The 23,773-nt window shown below is 60.8% G+C and carries 27 protein-coding genes and 1 pseudogene; 13 read left to right on the top strand and 15 right to left on the bottom strand.

Features of this window, described 5'->3' with window-relative positions:
- Positions 1-11 precede the first annotated feature (11 nt).
- Positions 12-920 (bottom strand): NAD kinase, encoded by a 909-nt coding sequence (locus GTP58_RS15915; RefSeq protein WP_161078304.1) that lies wholly within the window; start codon positions 918-920, stop codon positions 12-14.
- Positions 921-1,036: 116 nt separating this feature from the next.
- Positions 1,037-2,110 carry a DUF3667 domain-containing protein gene (locus tag GTP58_RS15910; protein WP_161078303.1) on the bottom strand — a complete coding sequence of 358 codons (1,074 nt, stop codon included), beginning with the start codon at positions 2,108-2,110 and terminating at the stop codon, positions 1,037-1,039.
- Positions 2,111-2,249: 139 nt separating this feature from the next.
- Here GTP58_RS15910 and GTP58_RS15905 point away from each other — a divergent pair, with 139 nt between their 5' ends.
- From GTP58_RS15905 to gloA, 3 genes are read left to right on the top strand one after another with little or no spacing between them, the layout of a single operon-like run.
- On the top strand, positions 2,250-2,489 hold the full coding sequence (locus tag GTP58_RS15905) for a hypothetical protein (protein ID WP_161078302.1): 240 nt from the start codon (positions 2,250-2,252) through the stop codon (positions 2,487-2,489).
- Positions 2,490-2,508: 19 nt separating this feature from the next.
- The gene (locus GTP58_RS15900; protein WP_072785826.1) at positions 2,509-3,816 is read left to right on the top strand and encodes a sorbosone dehydrogenase family protein; all 1,308 of its coding nucleotides are present in this window, start codon (positions 2,509-2,511) and stop codon (positions 3,814-3,816) included.
- A gap of 40 nt (positions 3,817-3,856) precedes the next feature.
- Positions 3,857-4,264 carry a lactoylglutathione lyase gene (gene gloA / locus GTP58_RS15895; RefSeq protein WP_072785824.1) on the top strand — a complete coding sequence of 136 codons (408 nt, stop codon included), beginning with the start codon at positions 3,857-3,859 and terminating at the stop codon, positions 4,262-4,264.
- Positions 4,265-4,309: 45 nt separating this feature from the next.
- Here gloA and GTP58_RS15890 read toward each other — a convergent pair whose 3' ends face one another.
- From GTP58_RS15890 to GTP58_RS15870, 5 genes are all read right to left on the bottom strand, one after another.
- Positions 4,310-5,044 (bottom strand): SDR family oxidoreductase, encoded by a 735-nt coding sequence (locus tag GTP58_RS15890; protein WP_161078301.1) that lies wholly within the window; start codon positions 5,042-5,044, stop codon positions 4,310-4,312.
- Between the two features lie 160 nt (positions 5,045-5,204).
- Positions 5,205-6,530 carry a TolC family outer membrane protein gene (locus GTP58_RS15885; RefSeq protein WP_161078300.1) on the bottom strand — a complete coding sequence of 442 codons (1,326 nt, stop codon included), beginning with the start codon at positions 6,528-6,530 and terminating at the stop codon, positions 5,205-5,207.
- A gap of 92 nt (positions 6,531-6,622) precedes the next feature.
- The gene (locus GTP58_RS15880; RefSeq protein WP_072785816.1) at positions 6,623-6,946 is read right to left on the bottom strand and encodes a rhodanese-like domain-containing protein; all 324 of its coding nucleotides are present in this window, start codon (positions 6,944-6,946) and stop codon (positions 6,623-6,625) included.
- 17 nt (positions 6,947-6,963) lie between these two features.
- Positions 6,964-7,617 carry a protein-L-isoaspartate O-methyltransferase gene (locus GTP58_RS15875; RefSeq protein ID WP_072785813.1) on the bottom strand — a complete coding sequence of 218 codons (654 nt, stop codon included), beginning with the start codon at positions 7,615-7,617 and terminating at the stop codon, positions 6,964-6,966.
- A gap of 169 nt (positions 7,618-7,786) precedes the next feature.
- Positions 7,787-8,431, bottom strand: coding sequence for a TetR/AcrR family transcriptional regulator (locus GTP58_RS15870; protein WP_161078299.1), 645 nt, complete (start codon positions 8,429-8,431; stop codon positions 7,787-7,789).
- 274 nt (positions 8,432-8,705) lie between these two features.
- On the opposite strand from GTP58_RS15870, the gene GTP58_RS15865 reads away from it, so the two are divergent.
- The 4 genes from GTP58_RS15865 to GTP58_RS15850 all read left to right on the top strand — a co-directional run bounded on the left by GTP58_RS15865 (position 8,706) and on the right by GTP58_RS15850 (position 11,675).
- Positions 8,706-8,879 (top strand): hypothetical protein, encoded by a 174-nt coding sequence (locus GTP58_RS15865; RefSeq protein ID WP_161078298.1) that lies wholly within the window; start codon positions 8,706-8,708, stop codon positions 8,877-8,879.
- Positions 8,880-9,416: 537 nt separating this feature from the next.
- On the top strand, positions 9,417-10,295 hold the full coding sequence (locus tag GTP58_RS15860) for a DUF535 family protein (protein WP_161078297.1): 879 nt from the start codon (positions 9,417-9,419) through the stop codon (positions 10,293-10,295).
- 90 nt (positions 10,296-10,385) lie between these two features.
- On the top strand, positions 10,386-10,955 hold the full coding sequence (locus GTP58_RS15855; protein WP_161078296.1) for a hypothetical protein: 570 nt from the start codon (positions 10,386-10,388) through the stop codon (positions 10,953-10,955).
- A 36-nt stretch (positions 10,956-10,991) separates the two neighbouring features.
- Positions 10,992-11,675, top strand: a complete 684-nt coding sequence (locus tag GTP58_RS15850) for a hypothetical protein (RefSeq protein WP_161078295.1) — start codon at positions 10,992-10,994, stop codon at positions 11,673-11,675.
- Here the strand turns inward: GTP58_RS15850 and GTP58_RS15845 are convergent.
- Complete coding sequence (locus GTP58_RS15845; protein ID WP_161078294.1) at positions 11,660-12,661, bottom strand: zinc-dependent alcohol dehydrogenase family protein; 1,002 nt, start codon at positions 12,659-12,661, stop codon at positions 11,660-11,662. The two genes, GTP58_RS15850 and GTP58_RS15845, sit on opposite strands and share 16 nt — an antisense overlap.
- Positions 12,662-12,763: 102 nt before the next feature.
- On the opposite strand from GTP58_RS15845, the gene GTP58_RS15840 reads away from it, so the two are divergent.
- Entirely contained in the window at positions 12,764-13,675 is a 912-nt protein-coding gene (locus GTP58_RS15840) for a LysR family transcriptional regulator (RefSeq protein WP_161078293.1), read from the top strand.
- Here the strand turns inward: GTP58_RS15840 and GTP58_RS15835 are convergent.
- The 4 genes from GTP58_RS15835 to GTP58_RS15820 form a co-directional block, all read right to left on the bottom strand.
- Positions 13,659-14,468: a DUF2145 domain-containing protein gene (locus GTP58_RS15835; RefSeq protein ID WP_161078292.1), complete on the bottom strand. Its 810-nt coding sequence runs from the start codon at positions 14,466-14,468 to the stop codon at positions 13,659-13,661. The two genes, GTP58_RS15840 and GTP58_RS15835, sit on opposite strands and share 17 nt — an antisense overlap.
- Positions 14,465-14,944 carry a hypothetical protein gene (locus GTP58_RS15830; protein ID WP_072785802.1) on the bottom strand — a complete coding sequence of 160 codons (480 nt, stop codon included), beginning with the start codon at positions 14,942-14,944 and terminating at the stop codon, positions 14,465-14,467. The genes GTP58_RS15835 and GTP58_RS15830 overlap by 4 nt, the downstream gene beginning before the upstream one ends.
- 37 nt (positions 14,945-14,981) lie before the next feature.
- Entirely contained in the window at positions 14,982-16,565 is a 1,584-nt protein-coding gene (locus GTP58_RS15825; protein ID WP_161078291.1) for an ABC-F family ATP-binding cassette domain-containing protein, read from the bottom strand.
- A gap of 113 nt (positions 16,566-16,678) precedes the next feature.
- A complete protein-coding gene (locus GTP58_RS15820) occupies positions 16,679-17,119 on the bottom strand; it encodes an ester cyclase (protein ID WP_161078290.1) in 441 nt (146 codons plus the stop codon).
- A 95-nt stretch (positions 17,120-17,214) separates the two neighbouring features.
- Between GTP58_RS15820 and GTP58_RS15815 the strand changes: the two genes are divergently transcribed.
- Positions 17,215-18,132: a LysR substrate-binding domain-containing protein gene (locus tag GTP58_RS15815; RefSeq protein WP_161078289.1), complete on the top strand. Its 918-nt coding sequence runs from the start codon at positions 17,215-17,217 to the stop codon at positions 18,130-18,132.
- Here GTP58_RS15815 and dkgB read toward each other — a convergent pair.
- From dkgB to GTP58_RS15805, 3 genes and pseudogenes are all read right to left on the bottom strand, one after another.
- Complete coding sequence (gene dkgB / locus GTP58_RS15810; RefSeq protein ID WP_229215651.1) at positions 18,129-18,935, bottom strand: 2,5-didehydrogluconate reductase DkgB; 807 nt, start codon at positions 18,933-18,935, stop codon at positions 18,129-18,131. The genes GTP58_RS15815 and dkgB overlap by 4 nt on opposite strands.
- 9 nt (positions 18,936-18,944) lie before the next feature.
- Positions 18,945-19,337: pseudogene (locus GTP58_RS31390) on the bottom strand (SRPBCC family protein); the annotation flags it as partial.
- Between the two features lie 4 nt (positions 19,338-19,341).
- Positions 19,342-20,358, bottom strand: a complete 1,017-nt coding sequence (locus GTP58_RS15805) for an aldo/keto reductase (protein WP_161078287.1) — start codon at positions 20,356-20,358, stop codon at positions 19,342-19,344.
- A gap of 106 nt (positions 20,359-20,464) precedes the next feature.
- Between GTP58_RS15805 and GTP58_RS15800 the strand changes: the two genes are divergently transcribed.
- Genes GTP58_RS15800 through GTP58_RS15785 form a run of 4 tightly spaced genes read left to right on the top strand, consistent with a single transcriptional unit; the run spans position 20,465 to position 23,481 of the window.
- On the top strand, positions 20,465-21,367 hold the full coding sequence (locus GTP58_RS15800) for a LysR substrate-binding domain-containing protein (RefSeq protein WP_161078286.1): 903 nt from the start codon (positions 20,465-20,467) through the stop codon (positions 21,365-21,367).
- A 45-nt stretch (positions 21,368-21,412) separates the two neighbouring features.
- Positions 21,413-22,429: a M14 family zinc carboxypeptidase gene (locus GTP58_RS15795; protein ID WP_072785788.1), complete on the top strand. Its 1,017-nt coding sequence runs from the start codon at positions 21,413-21,415 to the stop codon at positions 22,427-22,429.
- Positions 22,426-23,190, top strand: a complete 765-nt coding sequence (locus tag GTP58_RS15790; RefSeq protein WP_161078285.1) for an alpha/beta fold hydrolase — start codon at positions 22,426-22,428, stop codon at positions 23,188-23,190. The genes GTP58_RS15795 and GTP58_RS15790 overlap by 4 nt, the downstream gene beginning before the upstream one ends.
- Before the next feature lie 12 nt (positions 23,191-23,202).
- Positions 23,203-23,481 carry a YkgJ family cysteine cluster protein gene (locus tag GTP58_RS15785; RefSeq protein ID WP_161078284.1) on the top strand — a complete coding sequence of 93 codons (279 nt, stop codon included), beginning with the start codon at positions 23,203-23,205 and terminating at the stop codon, positions 23,479-23,481.
- Positions 23,482-23,773: the final 292 nt, after the last annotated feature.

Genomic DNA, 23,773 nt, shown 5'->3' with positions numbered 1-23,773 from the left:
CTGTAGAGTGGTTAAATGAGTTTGCCCTCACTGGACGGATATTCGTTCCAGTGGAGTTTTTCACGCAGGGTGTGGTAGTAGCTCCAGCCGTCCGGATGCAGGAAGGTCATCGCATGCGGCGAGCGCTGAATCACGATCCGGTCCTGCGCTTGCAGGCTGGCGAAGGTTTGCATGTCGAAGTTGACGCTGATGTCGCGGCCACGCACGATTTCCACCACGATCTCGCTCGACTCCGGCAGCACGATGGGCCGGTTGGACAGCGCATGCGGCGCAATCGGCACCAGCACGATGCCGCCCAGCGACGGATGCAGCAGCGGGCCGCCCGCCGACAGCGCGTAGGCGGTGGAGCCGGTCGGGGTCGAGATAATCAGGCCGTCGGAGCGCTGGTTGTACATGAACTGGCCATCCACATCCACGCGCAGCTCGGCCATGCCGGCGCCCGTGCCGCGCGAGACCACGACGTCGTTGACCGCCATGCCGACATGGATCGAGGCGCCGCCGCGCACCACGCGGCCTTCCAGCAAGGTGCGGCGTTCGGCCTTGTAGCTGCCGCTCAGGATGCGCGCCAGCGCGTCCTGCATGCCGTCCAGCGGGATATCGGTCATGAAGCCGAGGCGGCCCTGGTTAATCCCGATCAGCGGCACGTTGAACGGCGCCAGCTGGCGCGCGATGCCCAGCATTGTGCCATCGCCGCCCATGACGACGGCGGCGTCGCAGTTGGCGCCGATCTCCGCCGCATTCATCACGCGCAGCTCGCGGAAGGCGGGACTCAGGTGGGCGGCCGTCTGCTCTTCAAACACCACCTCGTAGCCGCCCTGCCGCAGAAAATCGACCACGGTGCCCACCGACTCGGCGATGCCGTCAGTATTCGGGCGCACGACCAGTGCGATAGTTTGAAAAACAGCGTGGGTGGCGGTCATAAAAATCTCGGCTTTGGGCTAGGGGCGGGACACGCAGCAGGGTAACTCATATCGCCTGCTTCGGCTATCACCGCCTAGCGCCGCAACTGTACATTTAAACAGTATTTTGTGCAAGTTTAATGGCCGACCGTGAGTATGCCCATGAACAGCGACGAGAACATCAGCGCCAGTCCCATCGCCAGCATATACAGCAGCATCAGCACGCTCCAGCGCAGGAAGGTGCCGAGGCGGCTGCTATGGTAGACGCGCCGCATGGCCCACGGCAGGTAGCCGATCAGCCAGCACCACAGGACAAATTGCACCAGGCCAAAGTTGACCACCAGGATCAGGCTGAAGATCAGGAAGGCAAACGCGTTGGTGTGCAATGCGAACAGCATGTGCTCGCCAAAGCGGCGGCCGGAGCCCAGGTACAGCACCTTGAGGAACAGAGCGAATACCGGCATCAGCATGAAGATCGCATACGGCGCATAGTGGTGCATGGCGTTCTTGAAGGTCTTCAGCTGCTCATCCGCCGGCAGGGTATTGAATATCTGCCACTGGTGCTGCAGCAGCGGCCAGCCCATCAGCTTGCGCTCGATGTATTCCTCGCTGATGTTGTCGCTGTCCTTGCTATCTTTCTTCGCTTCCGCAGCCGGGTGCACTACTTTGGCGGCCGGATGCTTTTCCACTTCGGCCAGACGCGCAGCGGACTTGTCGTCCTCTTCGCGCATTTCCTTGACCATGTCCGCCAGTGCCGCTTCGGCGGCGGCCTTGCTTTGCGCGGCGGCCGGATCCAGCTTGTCCAGGCGGCCCTGCTGCTTGCCGACGTTCTGCGCCAGTTCGCTGACCGGGGCCATCACCTTGGCCGTCGTGCCTTCGATATCCACTTTGCCGTCCGATTCGCCACCCGTGAACTTGAGCAGCGCGAAGAACAGCACGCTGAAGGTCAGGTACAGGCGCAGCGGCTGCACATAGCGCACGCGGCGGCCGCGGATGTATTCATTGGTCAGTTCGCCCGGATTGAGGATCAGCCGTTTCAGCGAGCCCCACAGCTTGCCTTCCAGCGCCACATAGTGGCCGATGAACTCATGCAGGAACTCGCGCGTACTGGCGTGGTGCAATACCGCCTCCTGTCCGCAGTGGGAGCAGTAATGGCCATTCAGTGGCGTTTCGCAGTTGGCGCAGTTATCCGGGGCGGCAGCAGTGCTCATGCAAGAAATCCTGGGAGTGCAAAGTGGTCGAAAAGATAAACGATGATAAACGACTTCCCACCAATATTGTCAAAATTCAATGTGGCGACTGACACAAAACCAACTCGCTAACATGGCCCCATATCCAAGGAGGCCCATCATGAAAGACCAGCACGTCAATACGGATGCCAAGGTGAAAAACGACGGCGTCAAGCGCATGCCGCACGAGCGCGACGAGTCGCCCGAGGGGCAAGGCAATAAACAGCACAGCATCATGCGCCAGGCCGCGGCCGATGTGGACAGCGGCATGGTCGATACCGACCTGCACAACCAGCGCGGCGTGCAAAAGCCGCGCGCCGATGCCAAGGCCCAGCCACAACCCAACGTCAAACGCGACTGAACCATACCGGAGTAAGCCCATGCGCCCTGCCCTTGCCATCCTGACCCTGACACCACTGTGGGCCCTCGCCCAAAGCTACCCGGTGGGCTATGGCCCCAATCCCGCTCTGCCTGAACCGGAACGCAAGCTGGTGCCCACCGTGAACATCGCCCCGGCGGCGCCATGGTCGGCCCAGCAGCAGCCGGTGGCGCCGGCCGGGTTCAGTGTGACGGCGTATGCGCGCGATCTCGACCATCCGCGCTGGGTGTACCCGCTGCCCAACGGCGATGTGCTGGTGGCGGAAACCAATGCGCCGCCCAAGCCGGACGACGCCAAGGGCGTCAAAGGCATGGTCATGAAACAGGTGCAAAAGAAAGCCGGCGCGGTCAGCAAGTCCGCCAACCGCATCACGCTGCTGCGCGGGCTGGACGCCAGGGGCGTGGCGCAAAGCAAGTCCGTCTTTATCCAGGGACTCAACTCGCCATTCGGCATGGTCCTGGTCGGCAAGGATTTATATGTGGCCGATACCGACGCGGTGCTGCGTTTCCCGTACCAGGAAGGCGCCAACAGCATCAGCGGGCCCGGCACCAAGGTCATGGACCTGCCGGCCGGCACCATCAACCACCACTGGACCAAGAACATCACCGCCAGCCCGGACGGCAAGTACCTGTACGTGACGGTCGGCTCCAACAGCAATGTGGGCGAGAACGGCATCGATGCGGAAACCGGCCGCGCCGCCATCTGGCAGCTGGAGATCGCCACCAGCAAGTCGCGCCTGTACGCCACCGGCCTGCGCAACGCCAATGGCATGGGCTGGGAGCCGCAGACCAAAACGCTGTGGACCACGGTCAACGAGCGCGACGAGCTGGGCAACGATCTCGTGCCCGACTACATGACCTCGGTGAAGGAAGGCGGCTTCTACGGCTGGCCCTACAGCTACTACGGCCAGCATGTGGACACGCGCGTCTCGCCGCAAAAGCCGGAGCTGGTGGCCCAGGCCATCGTGCCGGACTACGCGCTGGGCGGTCACACGGCTTCGCTGGGCCTGACCTTCTATGACGCCAAGGCCTTCCCGCAGCCCTACCAGGGCGGCGTGTTCATCGGCCAGCACGGCTCCTGGAACCGCAAGCCGCACAGCGGCTACAAGGTGGTGTTTATTCCGTTCAGCGGCGGCAAGCCGTCCGGTGCGCCGCAGGATTTCCTGACCGGCTTCCTCGATAGCGACGGCAAGGCGCGCGGCCGGCCAGTTGGTGTGGCGGTCGACAAGCAGGGTGCGCTGCTGGTGGCGGATGATGTGGGCAACGTGATCTGGCGCGTGGCGCCGGCGGCGAAAACCGCCAGCCGCTGATAAAATTCTTGTTTCGCTTCATCATAGACAAGGATTTACCATGCGTATTCTGCACACCATGCTGCGGGTTGGCGACCTGCAGCGCTCCATCGATTTCTACACCAAGGTACTCGGCATGAAACTGCTGCGCACCAGCGACAATCCCGAGTACCAGTACACGCTGGCCTTCCTGGGCTACGGCGCCAACCCGGACCACGCCGAACTGGAGCTGACCTACAACTATGGCGTCACCAGCTACGACATGGGCAACGCCTACGGCCACATCGCGATTTCGGCAACCGACATCTACAGCGCCGCCGCTGCCGTGAAAGCCAATGGCGGCACGGTCACGCGCGAACCGGGGCCGGTCAAAGGCGGCTCCACGGTGATCGCGTTTGTGACCGACCCGGACGGCTACAAGATCGAACTCATCGAACGCAGCTTCGACGGCCAGGGCGCCGGCCTGTAAAAACAGCGCTGGCATGCGCGGGGCGGCAATGCAGCGGCGCGCTCCTTACACCATGCCGCCGTTGGCGCGCAGCGTCTGGCCATTGATCCAGCCGCCGTCTGCGCCCGCCAGGAAGGACACCGCATTGGCAATGTCTTCCGGCTGCCCCAGGCGTTCCAGCGGCGGCATCTTGGCCAGGCGCTCGATGAGTTCGGGCGTTTTTCCATCGAGGAACAGCGCCGTCGCAGTCGGGCCGGGCGCCACGGCGTTGACCGTGATGTTCTTGCCGCGCAGTTCCTTGGACAGGATGGACGTCATGGCTTCCACGCCAGCCTTGGTGGCCACGTACGCCGCGTAACCTGGCAGCAGCGTGCCGACCAGGCTGGACGAGAAGTTGATGATGCGGCCGCCGTTTTCCAGCTTCTGCGCCGCCTCGCGCATGGTGTTGAAGCTGCCTTTGAGGTTGACGGCAACCAGGCGGTCAAAAGTGTCATCGTCGGTGGCCGACAGGTGCGGCAGCTGTGGCGGCATGATGCCGGCATTGTTGACCAGCACATCCACACGGCCCAGCTGGGCGATAGTCTGGTCAAACAGCTTGCGGACATCGGCGGCGCTGGCGACGTCTGCCTGCACCGCAATGGCCGTGCCACCACTGGCGAGGATGGCGCCAACCACCTTGTCCGCCTCCACCGCATTGCCCGCATAGTTGACCACCACCGCCAAGCCATCCCTGGCCAGGCGCTGGGCGATGGCGGCGCCAATGCCACGCGATGCGCCGGTCACAATAGCAACTTGCTTCATGGTCCTGCTCCTTCAATCTGTTTGGAATGGATGCAGTATCCTCTTATAGCCAGAATGAATAAATCCATGAAAATTGCTATGACTATGCAGTTTTTACCAATAATCTCAGCATAAAAAAACGCCGGCATCGGCCGGCGTTGCGGGTGGCGCGGAACCGCGCTTAGCGGGCCAGCAGCGCGTTGACCGGGCCCAGGTCCTCTTCCCTCAGCGAACCGGCGGCCGACTTCAGGCGCAGGCCGTTCATGATGGTGTCGTAACGGGCTTTCGACAGGTCTTTCTGGGTCGAGTACAGCAGCTTTTGCGCATTCAGCACGTCAATGTTGATACGCACACCGACCTGGTAACCCAGCTTGTTCGAATCCAGCGACGATTTGCTCGACACTTCGGCCGCTTCCAGCGCCTTGACCTGGGCCAAGCCACTGGTCATGCCCAGGAAGGCCTGGCGTGCGGTCTGCGACGCGGCGCGTTTGGTGGCTTCCAGGTCGTTGCGGGCTTTTTCTTCCAGCGCAATGGTTTCGCGCACCTTGCTGGTCACGGCAAAGCCGTTGAAGATAGGAATGCTCCAGCTGACGCCGATGGCATTGTTATTGACCGTGCCGCCATTCGCGCCGGTCTGGTTCTGGTGCGAGTTGCTGGCAATCAGGTTCGCGGTTGGCAGATGGTTGGCGCGGTTGCGCGAGATCTCACGCTTGGCGATTTCCACATTCAGGCCAGCTGCCACCACGGCATAGTTCTGGCTCTCGGCCGAGCTGATCCATGGGTCCACCGCGGCCGGCGACGGCGGCGCAATCGTCACGCCGGTGCGCAGCGGCGCCAGTTCGCCAGGCGTCTGGCCGACGATCACCTGCAGCGCGGTGCGCTTGTTGTCCAGATCGTTGATGGCGGCAAATTCCTGCGCCACCACCAGGTCGTAGGCCGCTTGCGCCTCGTGGGTATCGGTGATGGTCTGGGTGCCGACTTCAAAGTTACGCTTGGCCGATGCCAGCTGCTCGGTGGTGGCCACTTTCTGCGCCTGGGTCGCGGTCAGGTTGTCCTGCGCGGTCAGCACATCAAAGTAGGCCTGCGCCACCCGCACGATCAGATCCTGCTGGGCTTGCGAGAAGGTGGCCTCGGCCGATGCTTGCGACAGCTTGCTCTGCTGGTAGGTCTGCCAGGCGCCCCAGTTGATCAGCGGCTGGGTCAGTGCGACGGTATAAGTGTTGGTATGGTACTTGGTGTCGCCCTGGAAGCGAATCCCGGTGATCTCCTGCACTTGCGTGCTGTCGCCGGAGTTGCGGGTGTTGCTGCCGCTGGCCGAAATCACCGGCAACAAGCCAGAACGCCCCTGTGTAATGCGTTCCTGACCAGCTGCAAGCGAAGAGCGGGCGCCAGCATACGTGGCGTCGTTGGCCAGTGCTTGCTGGTACACCTGGATCAGGTCGGCCGCCTGTGCGTTGAGCGTCAAGAAGGCGCTGGTGATCAGCACGGCGATAAGGGGTTTCTGCATTGCATTCTCCGTTGGAGTCATCAAAAAGTTAAACAAATCCATCACACTGCCACCTGATCGCCGCGCCGGCCGACAGCACAGGCGCGGCCAGATCAGTACTTGGCCATCGTGCTATCGACTTGCACCGCCCAGGCGTGGATACCGCCGGTCAGGTTGACCATCTTGCCAAAGCCGTTACGCTCCAGGAAGGCTGCCACCTGCATACTGCGCGCGCCGTGATGGCAGATGCAGACAATTGCTGCATCTTCATCGAGGTCATCGATGCGCGCCGGTATGGTGTTCATGGGAATCTGCACCGAGCCCTCAATGCGGCAGGTTTCAAATTCCCAGTTTTCACGCACGTCCAGCAACATCGGGCTGGGGCGTGCGTCGTCTGCCAGCCAGTCGGCCAGCTCCAGCGCAGTAATCTGCTGCATGGTCTACTCCGTCAGGCTCAGAACTGGAACTTCGATGGCGCCACTGCCGATGCCAGCGCCTTGACGTTGGTCTCGAACAGGGTGCGGGTGTCGTAGCCCGCTTCGCCGGTACGGGTGATCAGCTGCGCCTTCATCGCCGGCGCCTGGCCGATGATGACCGCCAGACGGCCGCCCACCTTCAGTTGTTGCAACAGTGCTTCCGGCAGCACCGGCAGCGAACCGGAGACCACGATGACATCGAACGGCGCGCCATTGGTCCAGCCCTGGGCGCCATCGCCGAGCTCAACCGACACATTGCTGACATCGTTGGCGGCCAGGTTCTTCTGCGCCAGCGCTTTCAGCTCAGGCGACACTTCCACGGTCGTCACGTGGCGCGCCTTGTGCGCCAGCAGTGCCGCCATGTAGCCGGAGCCGCTGCCGATTTCCAGCACGGACTCATGCTTTTTCAGCCCCAGGTCTTGCAGCAGGCGGGCCTCGATCTTGGGCGCCAGCATGGATTCGCCGCCAGGCAGCGGGATTTCAATGTCGGCAAACGCCAGAGCCTTGTGCTCGGCAGCGACGAAATTCTCGCGTTTGACGACGTGCAGCAATTCCAGAACCTCCGGGTCCAGAACGTCCCAAGGACGGATTTGCTGTTCGATCATGTTGAAGCGGGCTTGTTCGATATTCATCTTATGACTCATGTCGGGATTAAATAATCCGTCATTTTATCGTTGAACTGGCAACGAGGCACATATTAACGATTAGACGGCCAGATCGCGGGAAATTGCGACAGTCTGCAGTTTAAGGGGGGTGAACCTACCAAAATGGCAAGCTGGACGGAAAAGCCTGGAGCACGCATCACGGTGCATCCAGCTTCAAACCGCGCAGCGTGGTGCTGATAAACGTCTCCATGAACGCCTGCGGCGAGATCGGCGGCATATCGCAGGTCGGCATATACGAATGGGTCCACATCATGAGCATGAGCACGGGCGCAATCAGCACCTGGGTCATGACCACCGGATCGACCGGGCGGAACTCGCCGCGCGCGATGCCGCGCTCGAGCACGCGCGTAAACAGGCCGCTGCCGCGCGCCACCACTTCCTCGTTATAAAACTGCGCCAGTTCAGGGAAATTATTGCCTTCTGCCAGCATCAGCTTGGTGATACCGCCCAGCGGCGTGGCGCAGATTTCTGCCCACCATTTCATCAGCAGCGTGGCCAGCAGCTCACCGCTGGGGCCGTCGTAAGCGGCAGCATCCTGCTCCGCCTCGCCAATGGTGGCAACGATGTTGGCACGCACCACTTCTTTAAACAGCTCTTCTTTATTGGCGAAATACAAATACAGCGTCCCCTTGGACACGCCGGCATGTTTGGCGACATCTTCCAGGCGGGTAGCGGCAAAGCCGCGTTCAACGAACTGATTCAGCGCGGCCGCAAGCAACTCCTGCGGGCGCGCGTCCTTGCGCCGCTCCCAACGTGGCTTGGTATCTTGAGGGGCTTGCATGGGTGGGTTTTAATATAATAACTAACTTATAAGTCATTAATATAAGCGCTCCCCCGGAGAAGTGCAAGGCTAATCCCATTAGCTTGTGGTCTCACACAAGTCGAGTTCGCCTTGAAACTTAATGTCAAGCAAAGCGGCGTGTCAGCAGGAGAGGTCGGTGGTTCGGTTCTTCGGCCGCTGTCGGCAGTGTCCAAGCACACCGCAATATCAGGCGCTGAGGCTGTCGGCGAACCGCTGTTTTGCCAACCATGACGTAGTTCATTTCGGCGCAGGCGTGCTGCAGGCAGACAAGGCGCTAGCCTGGCGCTATGTGGAAAACGGAAGCGATGCGCTGCTGACCGATAAGGCCGGAGCCGTCACCTTGAAGCCAGGCAGCGGCACCGCTGGCTTTATCGCGCAGGCACGGGTTGCGAGCGGCCAGCAATCGCCAGCGCGTCCACCACGCTGATCGCATTGGTGCAGTTAGTCCAGAAATCGGACATCCTCCAATATTGATAGCCCCAGATATCTGACTCAAGCCAGCGCTGCTTATCTATTTGCCGACACTGAATAGCCAGTGATTGCGCCTCGATTCGATGCTCAAAATAATACGTCACCGAATGCACCTCCAGCTTTTCCCGATAATTTTCCTCGGATTGATTTGATGCGTATATCGGAATAATCGCAAGCAACAATATAAGTAAGGTCATTCGCAACATGGGAATCGGGGGACTTTATTACATCCCGCAGCAACTGTTTGTAACGTATTGTATACGACCTTTAACCTTGGGTTGTTACCTATTTGCAATATTAATCCCGATTCTCCCTATGAAAACGGCTATGCACAGATGCACGGAAATATTCGTTACAAATTGGTAATGTGAATCCAGTTTCACCACTGTACAATGTGTTACATTCAACTTTCATGCAACATAAAATGCTTAAAAGTAACCACATTACTTTGGGTCAATCTCCGAGATTAGTTTTGGGGCATACTTTGAATTTTATGAAGCATGCCAAAACTAATTATTCGACCAAGTCGACTTTGGCTGCTGCCTGGCGTTCCGTACGTTCACTTGCATATTATGGACACCATGTCAAATTATTAAATATGACTGTTGTTTGGCAATATGTCCGGCAGGCGGCACAGCACGACCTTTTCTATCATCTGAATCATCGCAACTATTTGGCCAACTTCCTTTCCTTGGCTGAACGTGCAGAGTTTGCGCTGTCCCACATGGGCGTGGAAAACCAGGCGTTTAACGACCATTACAAAGAAAACGTTTATCTTAAAGGCGGCCTGGTTGTCTGGGAGCAGACCGTGAAGGACATGAGTTTCCAGATACAGCTCAGAATGGCATCCCGTATCGCACCGGAAGGCGATCTGGAACTGGTCATGTTTGTCGATGGCGAACGCCTCTACAACTATAAATTCTCCTGGCTGGATGGCGCGAAAATCGGCAAGCCGGGCACCATCGTCCCCTGGATCACCACTTGCCAAGGCATCTCGCGGGAGCGGGTCGACCGCGCAAGCAAGTTCAGTGACGCCTTCCCCAATAATTGGCCGAAAATGTTTTGTCTGGCAGCGCTCAAAGGGGTAGCCGCAGCCATGCAGAGCGATGTGATGGTGGGTATTCCAGGACACGCGCAGATTGCACTCAAGGACGGCGATGACGAGCGCTTCTACAGCTCCTACGACACGTTCTGGCTATCCCTGAATGGCGTCATGACATCGCGCTATGGCTACATCGTGCCGCTCGATACGCCTGACAAAGACCTGGCAGAAGTGACCGCCAAACACCGCAACCGCGCAAGGAAACGCCGCCAGCATTGGGCCGAGATAGAGCAATCGGTCACCCATGCCCTCAGCAATTGCCGTGCGTGAGTGCTTGTGACAATTAGTTATAATTTTATAATATTTTTTATATAACATTGATCATGCAATACTAACCTGACTACTTTAGAGGGGAAATGCATGAAAGTGTTCAAAGTACTGAGTATCTTGGCAGCAACTATCACATTGCACTGCCAGGCCGCAGTCATTCCGGCCAACTCCACACTGCAAGTAAATCAAACGCTGGATTCCGACAACGGCAACTATTTCCTGGTGCAGCAGGGCGACGGCAACCTGGTGTCGTATCGCAAATCCGACATGAAGCCACTGTGGGCTACTTACGCCAACGGTGCTTATACCGCCATTCAGCAGGACGGCAATCTGGTTCAGTACAACAACGCGGGGGCGGCGGTCTGGGCGTCCAACACGGGCGGTCATGCCGCCAATCCCAACTTTAAGCTGGGCGTCGCCAACAACGGTCTGGTATATATCCTGGACGAAGGCAACCGTGTGATCTGGCATAACAAGTCCATCGATCCAAGCGCGCCAACCACCGGCATTCCTTGCCAGCTCGGTGGACAGCAAATTCCCTTTGGCGTCTGCCGCGGCTTCCCGCCCTTCCGTTACAGCAGCATCGTCTACGCCTGCACGTTACAAGAAGCGCTGGCACGGTCGGCGCCATCCACCCTGGGTATGTGTCCACCAAACTAATGGCCTGACATGATGCGGCGCCCACCTGAGGACAAGATGATGAACAAATGGCGATGGCGTTGGCCCGCTGCGGTGCTCACCATGGCGATCGGGATTTATGCTGTCCGGGATGCTGAGCCGCGTATCACCACCGCCACCGCGCCCGTCGTGGTGGCGGCGGCAAGCAGCACCGCCATGACGGGCGCCGCGCCGGCGCAAACCATGACGTCGCTGTTCCAGCGCGGCCATCCACCCACGCCGGCCGAGATGGCCGCGATACGGCAGCAGCGCAAACAACGCATGCAAGCACAGGGCTATCCAACGCCCGACGCTTATTTCGAGATGGATCTGAAGCAGCTTAACGCACTGGCTGACAAAGGCGACGTCTATGCCATGCTGCAGCTGGGCGAACAGTACTACAACGAAAGCGCTTCTCTGCAATGGGACCAGGACTACAACTTTAACGCTGACCCGCAACAGCTGGGCAAACAGTATCTGGGCGACGCGGCGATTGCCGGCCATCTGCATACGGGACTGGTGCTGGCGCAGAAATACCTCAACGATCAGCAGCCGGATGAAGCCTACGCCTGGCTGCTGCTGTCCAAAAGGCTGGGCGACCCGGCCGCGTCATCGCAGCTTGAGGAGCTTGCCGGCCGGCTTACGCCAGCACAGCAGCAGACCGCCAGGCAGCGTCTGGCTGAACTCGACTTCCGCGTCAAGGTGCGCTACACCGGCGGTTGAATCACCACCACGACCTTGCCCATCTGCTCATTGCTTTCCAGGTAGCGATGGGCATCAGCGATCTGCTCGAAGGCGAAGGTTCTGGCGATGACTGGTGACAGCGCCCCGCTGGCCAGACCATCGAAAATGAAACGCTGCGCGGCCTGCAAACGCCCGGGGTCGCGCAGCACTTCATGTACCAGATAGCCGCGTAGCGTCAGGCTTTTACCGAGCACGCTGGCCAGCGGGAACGGCGTAGGCTGCGCACTCAGGCCGCCATATTCGATCAGGATGCCGCCGCGCGACATGGCAGCAGTCAAAGGTTCAAACAGCGGCCCTGCGACAGGGTCGAACACTACACGCACGCCCTCGCCACCCGACAGCGCATGCAGCCGGGCGCGCAGGTCTTCCTCTGCCGATGCAATCACATGCCGCGCGCCCGCCTGCCGCAATGCATCCGCCTTGCCAGAGCGGCGCGTGACCGCCACCGGCACCGCCCCCAGCCGGTTGGCAATCTGGATCGCCGCCAGCCCGACGCTGCTGGATGCCGCGGTAATCACCACCAGCTCTCCAGCCTTCAAGCCGGCGATATCGACCAGCGCACCATAAGCAGTCAGATACTGCATCCATGCGGCGGCGGCCATTTCAAAACTCAGCGACGATGGATGGCATACGACCTGCGACGCCGGGTAGTTGATGGCTTCCGCATACGTCGGCCATTGCGCCATCGATATCGGCGGCATCACGCTGACCGCATCGCCTTCACGCAGCGCCGTCACCCCCGCGCCAACCCGCGTGATGACGCCGGCGGCCTCCAGCCCCAGACCGGACGGCAGTGACGGCGTTTCAATGTAAGTCCCGGAGCGCATCAGCACTTCGGCGCGGTTCAGGCCCAACGCCTTCACCTTGATCTGCACCTCGCCAGCGGCAGGCGCGGGCAAGTCCACATGCTCGATACGCAGCACATCGGCAGCGCCAAATTCATGGAATCGTACGATACGGGTCATGGCATTCATTCCTATATAATTTTGATGGAATCAATGATGACAGCGGCTATTCCCAGGATAAATCGCCATTCCGGCGTGACAGTAAAAACCAGGAGTTTTTAATTGGACCGTTTGACCAGCATGGCGGTATTCGTCCGCGCAGTGGACCTGGGCTCGTTTGCCGCTGCAGCGGACGCGCTGGATATTTCCGCCCCGATGGTCGGCAAACATATCCTGTTCCTCGAACAGCGCCTTGGCGTGCGCCTGCTGAACCGCACCACGCGCCGGCAAAGCCTGACCGATTTCGGCAAAGCCTACTATGACCGCTGCCGCAGCATCCTGGCGGAGGTGGACGCCGCCGATGGCATGGCCGCCGATCAGCTGGCGCAGCCATCCGGCAGGCTGCGCGTCAGCATGCCGCAGCTGTTTGGCCGCGTATGTGCATTGCCGGTGCTGATGGCGCTAACTAAAAAATATCCGGGGCTGGAACTGGACCTGGCCTTTGGTGACGGCTTTGCCGACCTGGCAGGTGATGGCGTCGATCTGGCGATCCGCAGCCTGGCGCGGGATGGTGGCGGCATGGGCAACCAGGCCGGCGTTGTTGCACGCCTTCTGCGCAGCGATGACATGCTGGTGTGCGCAGCGCCGTCTTATCTGAAGAAGCACGGCACGCCGGCCAGACCCGATGCGCTGCCGTCGCATCAGGCCATCATGTTCGCCCGTCACGGCCACGCACAGCCGTGGCGTTTTCCGCAGGCAGACGGCAGCTACACTGAATACATGCCACACCACCGTTTGCGCCTTGACGATCTGTCAGCCATCGTCGATGCCGCCTGCACTGGAGCCGGCTTGGCATGGCTGCCACGCTGGTTGGTCAGCGAACAACTGCAGGCTGGCAAACTGAAACAGGTACTGGTCCGGCAGCCGCCCCTCGTCTACGACCACTACGCCATGTGGCTGCAATCGCCGCAGATGCCGCTAAAAACCCGTGCGGCGATTGATGCGCTGGTGGCGAGCTTTAACGACGGCCCTTGATTTCCTGCGCGCGCCAGCCTTCATCGCGTGCCAGCAAAAACCGGCGCATGGACTCCACCGTCACCGCATTGATGCGATCTGAAAACCGCAAGGCGCCTGGATGGTCGTCAAAGGCGATATTGGCCTTGAACATGCGCCCGCCCAGTCGCGTCAGCGGCCCGATCACCATTTCAGTGGGCTGATAACCAACCATCTTTAGCCACGACTGCGCCTGCTCGCGCGTATGTACGCGCACATCGCTGGCCTCCGCTGACGCCAGCACTTCCAGTATCCACTGGTTGGAATTCTGGTACTTGGTCGAGAATGGATAGGCCACCATGTTGTACTTCTTCTGGTGCAGATTGCGCAGCGCGGCTGGATCATTCAGCGCGGCCTTGAGCCGTGCCGCGACTTGCGGTGGCGGCACCAGCAGCAAGGCATCCAGCGTGTAGGGTTCATCCAGGAAGAAGTTGGCCAGGCCATCTACCCACAACGCGGAATCGGCGGTGCCGCAATCGTTCAACAGTTCGTAAATGCGCCAGGGCTGGCCGGGCGCTGTACGAAATGCCAGGCCGGCATGCGAGTACTTCAAGCCGAATTTGGACAGGTCCTGCCCCTGCCGCGCCACGACGGCGACATCAACGCCCGTGGCATCCAGTGCAGCCTGCACACCCTGCCCCGTGAAAATGGCGTCGCTAAAGGACTGCTGCGTAACGAGATGTTCTTCGCACGACTGTCCCGCATATGCAGGCGCGGCACACACCGCAGCAGCCATCGCAACGACGGCAAGCGCGCCCTTCAAACGCGCATTCATTGTGCGGACAGGCGTTTTTGCGAGAACAGCGCTTCACCCAGCGCGTTAGGAATGAAGGCAATCACCTTGCCCGACGCCACCAGCAGCGTGCCCGTGGTTTCGGAAATCACCTGCACCGTAGCACCAGCCGACAAGCCGATTGCATTTGCCGTTTTGCCGCTGATCTTGACGGAGAGCTTGGCGCCATTCGCTACCGATGACAGCAGGATCTCCACCACATTGGACGCGCCTTCCACGATGCCGCTGACGACATAAGCACCACCGGCCACCACAGCAACCGAACCTTCCACCGGCCCCGAATCGCCTTTCGCGGAGCCTGCAACACTGATCGCCGGCGCCGCCACGATGGACATGGTGCCGATGGAGACTTTCTCGGAAGCCGTCATGTGAGTGGAACCATCGCCTGCCATCGCAGCAGTCGTCATCGTCAACATGGCAGCCGTGATGGCCGTGCGGATTGCGGCGTTTGCCGTCATATGCTCTCTCCTGTTCATTATATTCCGCATCATATTCTCAATTTGCTAACAACTGCAAGCGTTCCGTAAGATTCAGCGACTGCATAAACATCTCGTCATGCGAGACCACCATCAGCGTCCCTTGATACTGGCGCAGCATGTGTTCAAGCGCCTCCAGCGAAGCGATATCCAGATGATTACTGGGTTCATCCAGCAGCAACAGCTGCGCCGGCGGATGGGCATACAGCGCACAGGCCAGCGCAACTTTCAGCCGCTCGCCGCCGCTCAGTGCTGACACTGGCGCCGATGCACGTTGCGCATCCAGTCCCATTTGCGCGAGATGAGTGCGCAAGGCCGATTCGCCGGCCTCGCTATTCACATCCAGCAGGTGCGATATCGCGCAACGCTCCGGCGCCAGCGTCGCCAGTTGCTGATCGAGGTAAGCAGTCCTGCCCCACACCTGGCAACTGCCAGTGCGCGGCGCCAGTTGGCCCGCCAGCATTTTGAGCAGCGTCGATTTGCCGCAGCCATTAGGACCCACTACACCAATGCGCTGCTGACCTGTGATGGTCAGATTGATGGGCTGCGTGCGCGCGCCATACGGCAGCACCACATCCGTCAATTCCGCGATGCGCAGCCGCGCCGCTTGCGCGGACGCCACGGCATGCATCGCGATTTCAGCTTGCGGCTCGACCTGGCGTGCGGCATCCTGCACGCGTTGCGACAACAGCGCGCGCTGCGCGGCATGCTGCTGCCGCAGTTTTCCCGCCGTGCCTTCCGCCCGGTTCTTCATGCCACCCAGTAGAATCGCCGCCTGATTGGCGCTGCCTGCATCGCTGGCGCCTTTGGCAAGACGGCGCTCCTGCCGCTCCTGTTGTTCATGCATGGCCTGCGTCTCGCGCTTGCGTTCCAGCTTGCGCTGCTCGAGCTGTCGCTGCGCGTTTTCATGTTCGGCGCGTTTGCAGGTGGCGTAAAAGGAGTAAGGCCCGCCATAACTGCGCAATCCCATTGGCGACAACTCAACGACACGCTCCATCTGCTCCAGCAATTCACGATCGTGGCTGATCGTCAGCAGGCCACGCGGCCAGCGCTGCAACTGCGCCAGCAACGCCAGGCGATTGGCGCGATCCAGATGGTTGCTGGGCTCATCGAGTATCAGGAAATCAGCATCGGCAAGATCAGCACCAATCAGCGCCAAACGCATCGCTTCGCCGCCGCTCAGCGTTGACGCCAGCGTGTCCGGCCGCAGATGCGGCAAGCCACAGCGGTCAAGCTCGGACTGCAGGCGCTCGCGCACATCCCAATGTTCGCCAACAGCGTCAAAGTCCGCCGCATCAATGCTGCCTTCCTGAATGCGCGCCAGTGCCGCCAAAACAGGCTGCACACCCGCCAGGGTAGCGACCGAGCCTTGCCGCTCAAGCTGCTGCGACAGGTAATGCACCGTGCCGCCGCGCGCGCACCGGCCGGCGGATGGCGCCAGCTCGCCGGCCATCACGCGTGCCAGCACGCTCTTGCCGACGCCATTGCGACCCACCAGGCCGGTACGGCGCTGGTCAAATACTTCATTGAGGTTTTGGAAAAGCATGCGGCCATCGGCCAGCATGTATGAGACGCCTTCCAGCGTCAGACAGGTATTCGTCATCGCGATCTCAATTGATGTGTCAAAACAGCCCCGGAAAGGAGCAGCAGTGTTCAGGACAACAGCATCAATTGCGCATCGGACCAATACCTCGTGTGTGATGAATCAGGCGCTCACTATACCATGGCCGGTGGCCACGCACCGACCTGGTTCAACATGCCGAACCAGTCCTCCAGATGCCAGGTCTGGGCGATGCGGTCCCCGGTCAGCAGATGAAACTCGTGAATGGCAATCGCCATCGGCTTGCCGGTTGGCGGAACGCCAAAGAACGCGCCGCGGTGCGTCCCCGTGATCTGCGCGCGCACCGCCGCCTTGCCGTCGCGGCCAAATAGATCGAGGATGGTGATTTTCACGTCGGGAAAGGCGGCAATGAACATGCCGATGATGGGCTTCATGCCCGCCAGGCCGGGCTGCTGCCCGGGACCGAGCGGAATGTCCTGCCAGTCCGGCATCAGCGCCAGGTCCAGCAAATCGGGATTCTGCTCGTTAAAGGCGCGGTACAAATGCTCAATGGCTTGCTGCTGGGCCGTGGTCAGGCCGTTTTCCTGCATGGTCATGATGTGCTTCCTGCTCAAGTGGATGATGTACTCACTGTAGCAATCCGCCACAACGCAAGTCCAATCGATAATGGATATGCAGTATTATCAATGGCATGGATTTGTATGGAATCGACCTCAATCTGCTTGTCGCCTTCGACGCCCTGATGTGCGAGCGTAATGTCACGCGCGCTGGCGTACGCATAGGCCGCACACAACCCGCCATGAGCGCGGCGCTTTCCCGTCTGCGCCTGCTGTTGAAGGATGATTTGTTCATCCGCAGCGCCAGCGGCTTGCAGCCGACGCCACGCGCACTCGAACTGGCCGTACCGCTGGGTGACGCGCTGGCCAGCATTCAGCGTACGCTGGACTTCACGCAGGCGTTTGAGCCATCCCGTTCAACCGTGCGCTTCACGCTGGGGCTATCGGACCATCCGGCATTCACCTTGTTGCCAGCCTTGCTGCAACGTCTGGCGCAACAAGGGCCGGGAATGACGGTAAAGATAAAGTCATTCACTGCCCGCGAGGATGCACTGGCATTGCTGGATGCGGGAGAAGCTGATGTGGCGATTGGTGTCCCCGGCGGTAACACGCCGCGCATTCCGACCATGCCGCTGTTCGAAGAACGCTTTGTCTGCGTCACCCGAAAAAAGCATCCGCTGACCAAAAAGAAAATGACGCTGGATGCATTCCTCGCGCATCCGCATTTGCTGGTGTCGCCGGAGGGTGATGGCGTAGGCCACGTTGACACGCGGCTGGCGCAGCTGGGCCGCAAGCGCCATATCGTCATCACACTGCCGCAGATGTATGCGGCGCCGTCCATCATCGCCCACAGCGACCTGATGGCCACGATGATGGAAGGCGCGGTGCAGGCCAGCGGCTTGCGGGATGCGCTATCGCTGCTGTCGCTGCCAAAGGAAATCGACCTGGCGCCGGTACCCTTCGTACTGCATTGGCACCGGCGCAACGATGCCCACCCCGCCCAGCGCTGGCTGCGTGAACAGATCGCGCTGGTGTGCCGTCGGAAGGCTTAGTCCCAGGCTGGGGCCAGGCCGTCAGGGCTGGTCAGGCGCTCGTTGCGATCCAGTGCCGCAATCTGCGCCATATCGTCGTCGCTCAGTTTTACGTTCAGCACTTTCAGATTGCTGTCCAGGTTAGCGCGTTGGGTCGATGACGGAATCACTGCATAGCCCAGCTTCATCGCCCATGCCAGCACCACCTGCGCCGGTGTTGCACCGTGATGCTCGGCGATTTTCGCAATCACCGGATCGCCCAGCACCTTGCCGTAGGCAAGCGTCATGTAGGACGTGATGTGGATGCCCTGGCCGCGCGCAAACTCCACCACCTTGCGGTTTTGCAGATACGGATGCAGCTCGATCTGGTTGGTGGCGATTGCATCCGCGCCGACAGCATCAATCGCCTGGCGCATCAGCTCCACCGTAAAGTTGGAGACGCCGATCTGGCGCGTCAGCCCTTGCGCCTTGGCTTCCGCCAGCGCGACCATGAACTCCTGCACAGGCACCTCGCCGCCCGGCGACGGCCAGTGGATCAAGGTCAGGTCCACGTAGTCCGTGCGCAGCTTGGCCAGGCTCTCCTGCAGGCTGGGAATCAGCTTGTCCCGCGACAGATTCTCGATCCAGATTTTGGTAGTGATAAACAGCTCTTCACGCGGCACGCCGCTAGCGGCGATCGCCGTGCCGACTTCTGCTTCATTGCCGTAAATCTGTGCGGTATCGATCACGCGGTACCCGGCGTCCAGACCGTTGCGGACCGAATCCATCACCACATCGCCCTGCAGGCGGAACGTCCCCATACCCAATGCTGGAATACCCACCATCTTCTCCTTGAGTGCACGCAGACCGTCGGTGTAAATACCGTGGAAGTGCTGCGCAATTTCTTGTTCGGTCACGCCTACCGGCGTAAAGCTGCCCGACCATTCGACCACCGAGGCCGAATCGCCCGCCGGTTTTACCTGCAGCGTCGCCAGATAGTCCCTGGCCGGAAACGGCGCCTGCAAAATCGAATAGCTGTAGAAGCGCTCCTGATCGTTAAAGGCTTCCAGCCGTTCGACAATCGCTTCACCGGCCGGATTGGCCAGCGTGCGTACACGGCCGCCCTCACTGAGTTCGCTGTGCGGGATATACGGCAGCCAGTCCGGCAGTGCGTTAAATCCGCCGATCAGCTGCCATACGCGCGCTGGCGCAACCGGAATCGTGATGCTTGCAATCGTGCTGGCCATGGCCTTACTCCTTATCGCCTGGCAGCGGTGCGTCCGCAGCCACAAGGTTTTGTTCACGCATCGTATTCCAGAATGCCGTTGGAATCTGCTCATGCAACGCAGCGTGGTCTTCGGCGATGCGCTCCGGGCGGCTGGCGCCAGGAATCACCGATGCCACGGCAGGATGAGCCAATGCAAACTGCAAGGCGGCGGCTTTTACGCTGATGCCGTGCTGCTGTGCGATGGCTTTGATGCGCTCCACCTTGGCGATGATTTCCGGTGACGCCTTCTGATATTCAAAGTGCGTGCCGCCGGCCAGAATGCCGGAGCTGTAAGGACCGCCAACCACGACGTCCACGCCACGTTTGGTGGCAGCGGGCATCAGGCGCTGCAACGCGCGCCCGTGATCCAGCAGTGTGTAGCGGCCAGCCAGCAGGAAAGCGTCAGGCTGCGGCTCGTTCAGGTCCAGCAGCAGTTCCAGCGGCTCGACGCGGTTGACGCCCAGGCCCCAGGCCTTGATCACGCCTTCATTGCGCAGGCGGTCCAGCACACGGAAGGCGCCGGTACGGGCGATCTCGAATTGCGCCAGCCATTCATCACCGTAGAAATCCTGCGCCACGTCGTGGACGTAGACGATGTCCAGATGGTCAGTCTTCAGGCGTTTCAAACTGTCTTCGATCGAACGCAGGGTAGCGTCGGCACTGTAGTCGTTAACAATCTTGTTAGGACGGCCATGCTCAAACACGCCGCCTTTCTCGCCCAGCTGGCGCGCGGCGGGATCTTCGATTTCGTCGAGGATCACACGGCCTACCTTGCTGCTCAATACATAGTCTTCACGCTTGCGTTTGGCCAGCGCCTCGCCCAGGCGCAGTTCGGCCAGGCCGGCGCCGTACAGCGGCGCCGTGTCGAAGTGGCGGATGCCCTGTTCCCAGGCCGCGTCCACGGTGGCCAGCGCTTCGGCCTGTGGAATATTGCGGAACATATTACCCAGTGGGGCGGTGCCGAAACCCAGCTGGCCTTGCAGTTTTTGACGGATACTCATCTCGATTCCTTATGAAGATAAATGAAGAAAGTGAGGCCAGTTTAAGTTGACGAGATCAGACTGTCCAAGACATAATTTGCACAACTTAAGTCATTATAGGTCTGATATGTTAGATATCCGCCAACTTCAATATTTCGTCACCGTGGCCGAGGAAGAGCATGTGGGACGCGCCGCCGAGCGCCTGCACATCTCGCAGTCGCCACTGAGCCGCCAGATCGCGCAGCTGGAAGAAAAGCTGGGGCTCACACTATTTGAACGCAGCCAGCAGCGCATCCGCCTGACGCGTGACGGCCGCACCTTCCTGGCCGAGACCCAAGCCTTCCTCACCCACGCCCAGCGGCTGGAAGGACTGGCCAAACGGCTGGGGCGCGGCGACGAAGGAGGCCTGTGCATCGGCTACATCGAGAACGCCATGCATGCGGGCGTGCTGCCGGCCGGCCTGCGCACCCTGCGCGCCGCGCGGCCCAATGTGCACGTGGCCTTGTATAGCCTGCATTCGTCCGAGCAGCTGGAAGGCCTGCGCCAGCGCAGCCTGGACATCGCGCTGGTCTGCGATCCACCGCCGGCCGACGATCCCGACCTGGAAGGCGCGCAGGTGCTCAGCGATCCGATGATCCTGGCGATTCCGGAAGCGCACCCGCTGGCCAAGCTCAAGACGCTCAAGCCGGACGACCTGGCCGAACAGGAGTTCATCGTCGTGCGCCACCACGAAACAGGCGACCATCACCACAACTTTGTGGCGGCCTGTGTACGCTCCGGCTTCACGCCCAACATCAAGATGGAAGCCAGCGAACCGACGACGGCACTGGGTCTGGTGGCGGCGGGACTGGGCATCGCCCTGGTGCAGCAAGGCTTGCGCCATCAGGCGCCGCCGGGCGTAGTGCTGCGCGAACTGCCCTGGTTCACCTACCGCGCCGCGCTGTGGGCGGCCTGGCACCGCATCAACCTGCGGCCGCTGGTAGCCACCTTCCGCGAGACACTGCTGCAATTGGCGGCGACGGAACGCTAGGAATATCGGCTACACTAGCCGTCACATCTTTTTTGCGCCGCGCCCATGCCTGAGAAGAACCTGCCCGAGCTGATCACCCTCAAACGTCTGATCGACGAAGGCGGGAAGCATCTTGAAGTCAGCACCGCCTGCACCGTCGCCATGGACGGACGCCAGTTCCCCGTCTACAGCATCGCATTGGGTAATCCGAGTCTGGATGTGCCGGCGCTGGGCTTCTTTGGCGGCATCCACGGACTGGAACGCATCGGCACGCAGGTCGTGCTGTCGTTCCTGGAAAGCCTGCTGGCGCGGCTGCGCTGGGACAGCACGCTGCATCAGCAACTGGAGTCGATGCGGCTGGTGTTCATGCCGCTGGTGAACCCGGGAGGCATGTGGCAAGCCACGCGCTGCAATCCGCAAGGCGTGGACCTGATGCGCAACGCGCCGCTGAGCGCAGTCGAGCGCGTGCCTTTCATGCTGGGCGGCCAGCGCTACAGCCATCACCTGCCGTGGTATCGCGGCGCCGAGGATGCGCCCATGGAGCCGGAAAGCCAGGCCGTATGTGCACTGGTGGAGAAGGAACTGCTGACGCGCCAGTTCAGCATGGCGCTTGACTGTCACTCCGGCTTTGGCCTGCGCGACCGCATCTGGTTCCCGCACGCGCACACCACGGCGCCGATTCCGCATCTGGCCGACATCGGCGCGCTGGAAGAGTTGTTCAGCCAGGCCTACCCGAATCACAACTACGTGTTCGAGCCACAGAGCCGTCAGTACCGCACGCACGGCGACCTGTGGGACTATCTGTATTTGAACGGCACCAGCTACAACCAGCGCGTGTTCCTGCCCTTCACACTGGAGATGGGCTCGTGGCTGTGGGTGAAAAAGAACCCGCGCCAGATCTTCGACCGCATCGCCATCTTCAACCCGACCGCGCGCCACCGCTTGCAGCGCGTGCTGCGCCGCCACCTGATCCTGTTCGACTTTCTGATGCGCGCCGCAAACAGCCACGGACGCTGGCTGCCCGAAGGCATGGCGCGTACCGTCCAGCATCGCCGCGCACTGTCGCAGTGGTATCACACATGAGCACCTGGGTGCTGTTGCGTGGCCTGATGCGGGAGCAGCGTCACTGGGGGCGTTTCCCCGGCGAGCTGTCCGCAGTGCTGCCGGATGCCGACATCATCACACCCGACTTGCCGGGCAATGGCCAGCGCCACGCCTTGCGCAGTGCCACCAGCGTGGCGCAGATGGTGGAGTTCTGCCGCGCCGATTTGCGCGCGCGCGGCGTCAAAGCGCCCTACTCCTTGCTGGCACTCTCGCTGGGCGGCATGGTGGCCGTGGAATGGGCCAGCCGTTATCCGCAGGAGATACAACGCTGCGTGCTGATTAACACCAGCATGCGGCCGTACAGCCGCTTTCACCAGCGCCTGCGCTGGCAGAACTACCCTTCCATCCTGCGGCAGATGGTGAAAGGCGGCGTGGAGAATCAGGAGCGCCTGATCCTGCGCCTGACCAGCCGCGAAGGCGACCTGGCACGGCGCGCGGGGTTGATGGAGCGCTGGCTCGAGTATCAGCGCGAGTATCCCGTCACCCGCGCCAACGCCTTGCGGCAGCTATGGTCGGCCGCCCGTTTCCGCGCGCCGTCCAAACCACCGGCGATACCGGTGCTGGTGCTGAGCAGCGCCGGCGACCAGTTGGTCGATCCACGCTGCTCCGCCAACCTGGCCAGCGCGTGGCAGGCCGCGCATGCGGTACACCCAACCGCTGGCCACGACCTGCCTCTGGATGATGGCGCGTGGGTGGCGCACGCCGTCGCAAAATGGCTGACGCCTGGCGAAGCGCGGTAAAATACTGCCCCTATGAATTCCACCACGTCCGCACTGGAGTGCCGGCCGAACTGCGGCGCATGCTGCACGGCCCCCTCCATCACCAGCCCCATCCCCGGTATGCCGAAAGGTAAACCGGCGGGTGTGCGCTGCGTGCAGCTCGCGGATGACAACCGCTGCCTGATCTTCGGCCAGCCATCACGGCCGGCGTTCTGCGGCGGCCTGCAACCGGCAGCCGACATGTGCGGCGACACACGCGAATACGCCATCCGCTGGCTGGGTGAACTCGAGCGCGCTACCGCGCCAGTCTGAATCAGCCCATCAAGAAAGCCAGCCGCTCATCGGCTTGGATGGCGGGATTCACGATAATTTTGCTGTTACCACGTTCGCTTCAGGTCAATGGAATTCGCGATGCGCCATTTGTGCCAACAGCTTGACCAGTTCATTCGTAAAACGGGACTGTTGCACGCGCAGGATCAGGTCGGACATGAGAATCTCCTCTAAAGAAAACTTGTTCATGGAGTTTTAACTGCTGATAGGTTATATTTTCTGCTTGTTCCAAACTGTTATCAAACGAGTTATTTTCGACCTGAGCATAAGAAAA

The organism is Duganella sp. CY15W, assembly GCF_009857555.1.
Taxonomy (GTDB): Bacteria; Pseudomonadota; Gammaproteobacteria; order Burkholderiales; family Burkholderiaceae_D; genus Rugamonas; species Rugamonas sacchari.
The sequence above is the reverse complement of the archived record's forward strand: the minus strand, read 5'-3'. Positions and strand labels throughout refer to the sequence as shown.

Bases quoted from the DNA above. Each gene is read 5' to 3' on its own strand.
- GTP58_RS15915 (WP_161078304.1), bottom strand. From the start codon at position 920: ATGACCGCCACCCACGCTGTTTTTCAAACTATCGCACTGGTCGTGCGC.
- GTP58_RS15910 (WP_161078303.1), bottom strand. From the start codon at position 2,110: ATGAGCACTGCTGCCGCCCCGGATAACTGCGCCAACTGCGAAACGCCA.
- GTP58_RS15905 (WP_161078302.1), top strand. From the start codon at position 2,250: ATGAAAGACCAGCACGTCAATACGGATGCCAAGGTGAAAAACGACGGC.
- GTP58_RS15900 (WP_072785826.1), top strand. From the start codon at position 2,509: ATGCGCCCTGCCCTTGCCATCCTGACCCTGACACCACTGTGGGCCCTC.
- gloA (WP_072785824.1), top strand. From the start codon at position 3,857: ATGCGTATTCTGCACACCATGCTGCGGGTTGGCGACCTGCAGCGCTCC.
- GTP58_RS15890 (WP_161078301.1), bottom strand. From the start codon at position 5,044: ATGAAGCAAGTTGCTATTGTGACCGGCGCATCGCGTGGCATTGGCGCC.
- GTP58_RS15885 (WP_161078300.1), bottom strand. From the start codon at position 6,530: ATGCAGAAACCCCTTATCGCCGTGCTGATCACCAGCGCCTTCTTGACG.
- GTP58_RS15880 (WP_072785816.1), bottom strand. From the start codon at position 6,946: ATGCAGCAGATTACTGCGCTGGAGCTGGCCGACTGGCTGGCAGACGAC.
- GTP58_RS15875 (WP_072785813.1), bottom strand. From the start codon at position 7,617: ATGAATATCGAACAAGCCCGCTTCAACATGATCGAACAGCAAATCCGT.
- GTP58_RS15870 (WP_161078299.1), bottom strand. From the start codon at position 8,431: ATGCAAGCCCCTCAAGATACCAAGCCACGTTGGGAGCGGCGCAAGGAC.
- GTP58_RS15860 (WP_161078297.1), top strand. From the start codon at position 9,417: ATGAAGCATGCCAAAACTAATTATTCGACCAAGTCGACTTTGGCTGCT.
- GTP58_RS15855 (WP_161078296.1), top strand. From the start codon at position 10,386: ATGAAAGTGTTCAAAGTACTGAGTATCTTGGCAGCAACTATCACATTG.
- GTP58_RS15850 (WP_161078295.1), top strand. From the start codon at position 10,992: ATGATGAACAAATGGCGATGGCGTTGGCCCGCTGCGGTGCTCACCATG.
- GTP58_RS15845 (WP_161078294.1), bottom strand. From the start codon at position 12,661: ATGACCCGTATCGTACGATTCCATGAATTTGGCGCTGCCGATGTGCTG.
- GTP58_RS15835 (WP_161078292.1), bottom strand. From the start codon at position 14,468: ATGAATGCGCGTTTGAAGGGCGCGCTTGCCGTCGTTGCGATGGCTGCT.
- GTP58_RS15830 (WP_072785802.1), bottom strand. From the start codon at position 14,944: ATGACGGCAAACGCCGCAATCCGCACGGCCATCACGGCTGCCATGTTG.
- GTP58_RS15825 (WP_161078291.1), bottom strand. From the start codon at position 16,565: ATGACGAATACCTGTCTGACGCTGGAAGGCGTCTCATACATGCTGGCC.
- GTP58_RS15820 (WP_161078290.1), bottom strand. From the start codon at position 17,119: ATGACCATGCAGGAAAACGGCCTGACCACGGCCCAGCAGCAAGCCATT.
- GTP58_RS15815 (WP_161078289.1), top strand. From the start codon at position 17,215: ATGGATTTGTATGGAATCGACCTCAATCTGCTTGTCGCCTTCGACGCC.
- dkgB (WP_229215651.1), bottom strand. From the start codon at position 18,935: ATGGTGGGTATTCCAGCATTGGGTATGGGGACGTTCCGCCTGCAGGGC.
- GTP58_RS15805 (WP_161078287.1), bottom strand. From the start codon at position 20,358: ATGAGTATCCGTCAAAAACTGCAAGGCCAGCTGGGTTTCGGCACCGCC.
- GTP58_RS15800 (WP_161078286.1), top strand. From the start codon at position 20,465: ATGTTAGATATCCGCCAACTTCAATATTTCGTCACCGTGGCCGAGGAA.
- GTP58_RS15795 (WP_072785788.1), top strand. From the start codon at position 21,413: ATGCCTGAGAAGAACCTGCCCGAGCTGATCACCCTCAAACGTCTGATC.
- GTP58_RS15790 (WP_161078285.1), top strand. From the start codon at position 22,426: ATGAGCACCTGGGTGCTGTTGCGTGGCCTGATGCGGGAGCAGCGTCAC.
- GTP58_RS15785 (WP_161078284.1), top strand. From the start codon at position 23,203: ATGAATTCCACCACGTCCGCACTGGAGTGCCGGCCGAACTGCGGCGCA.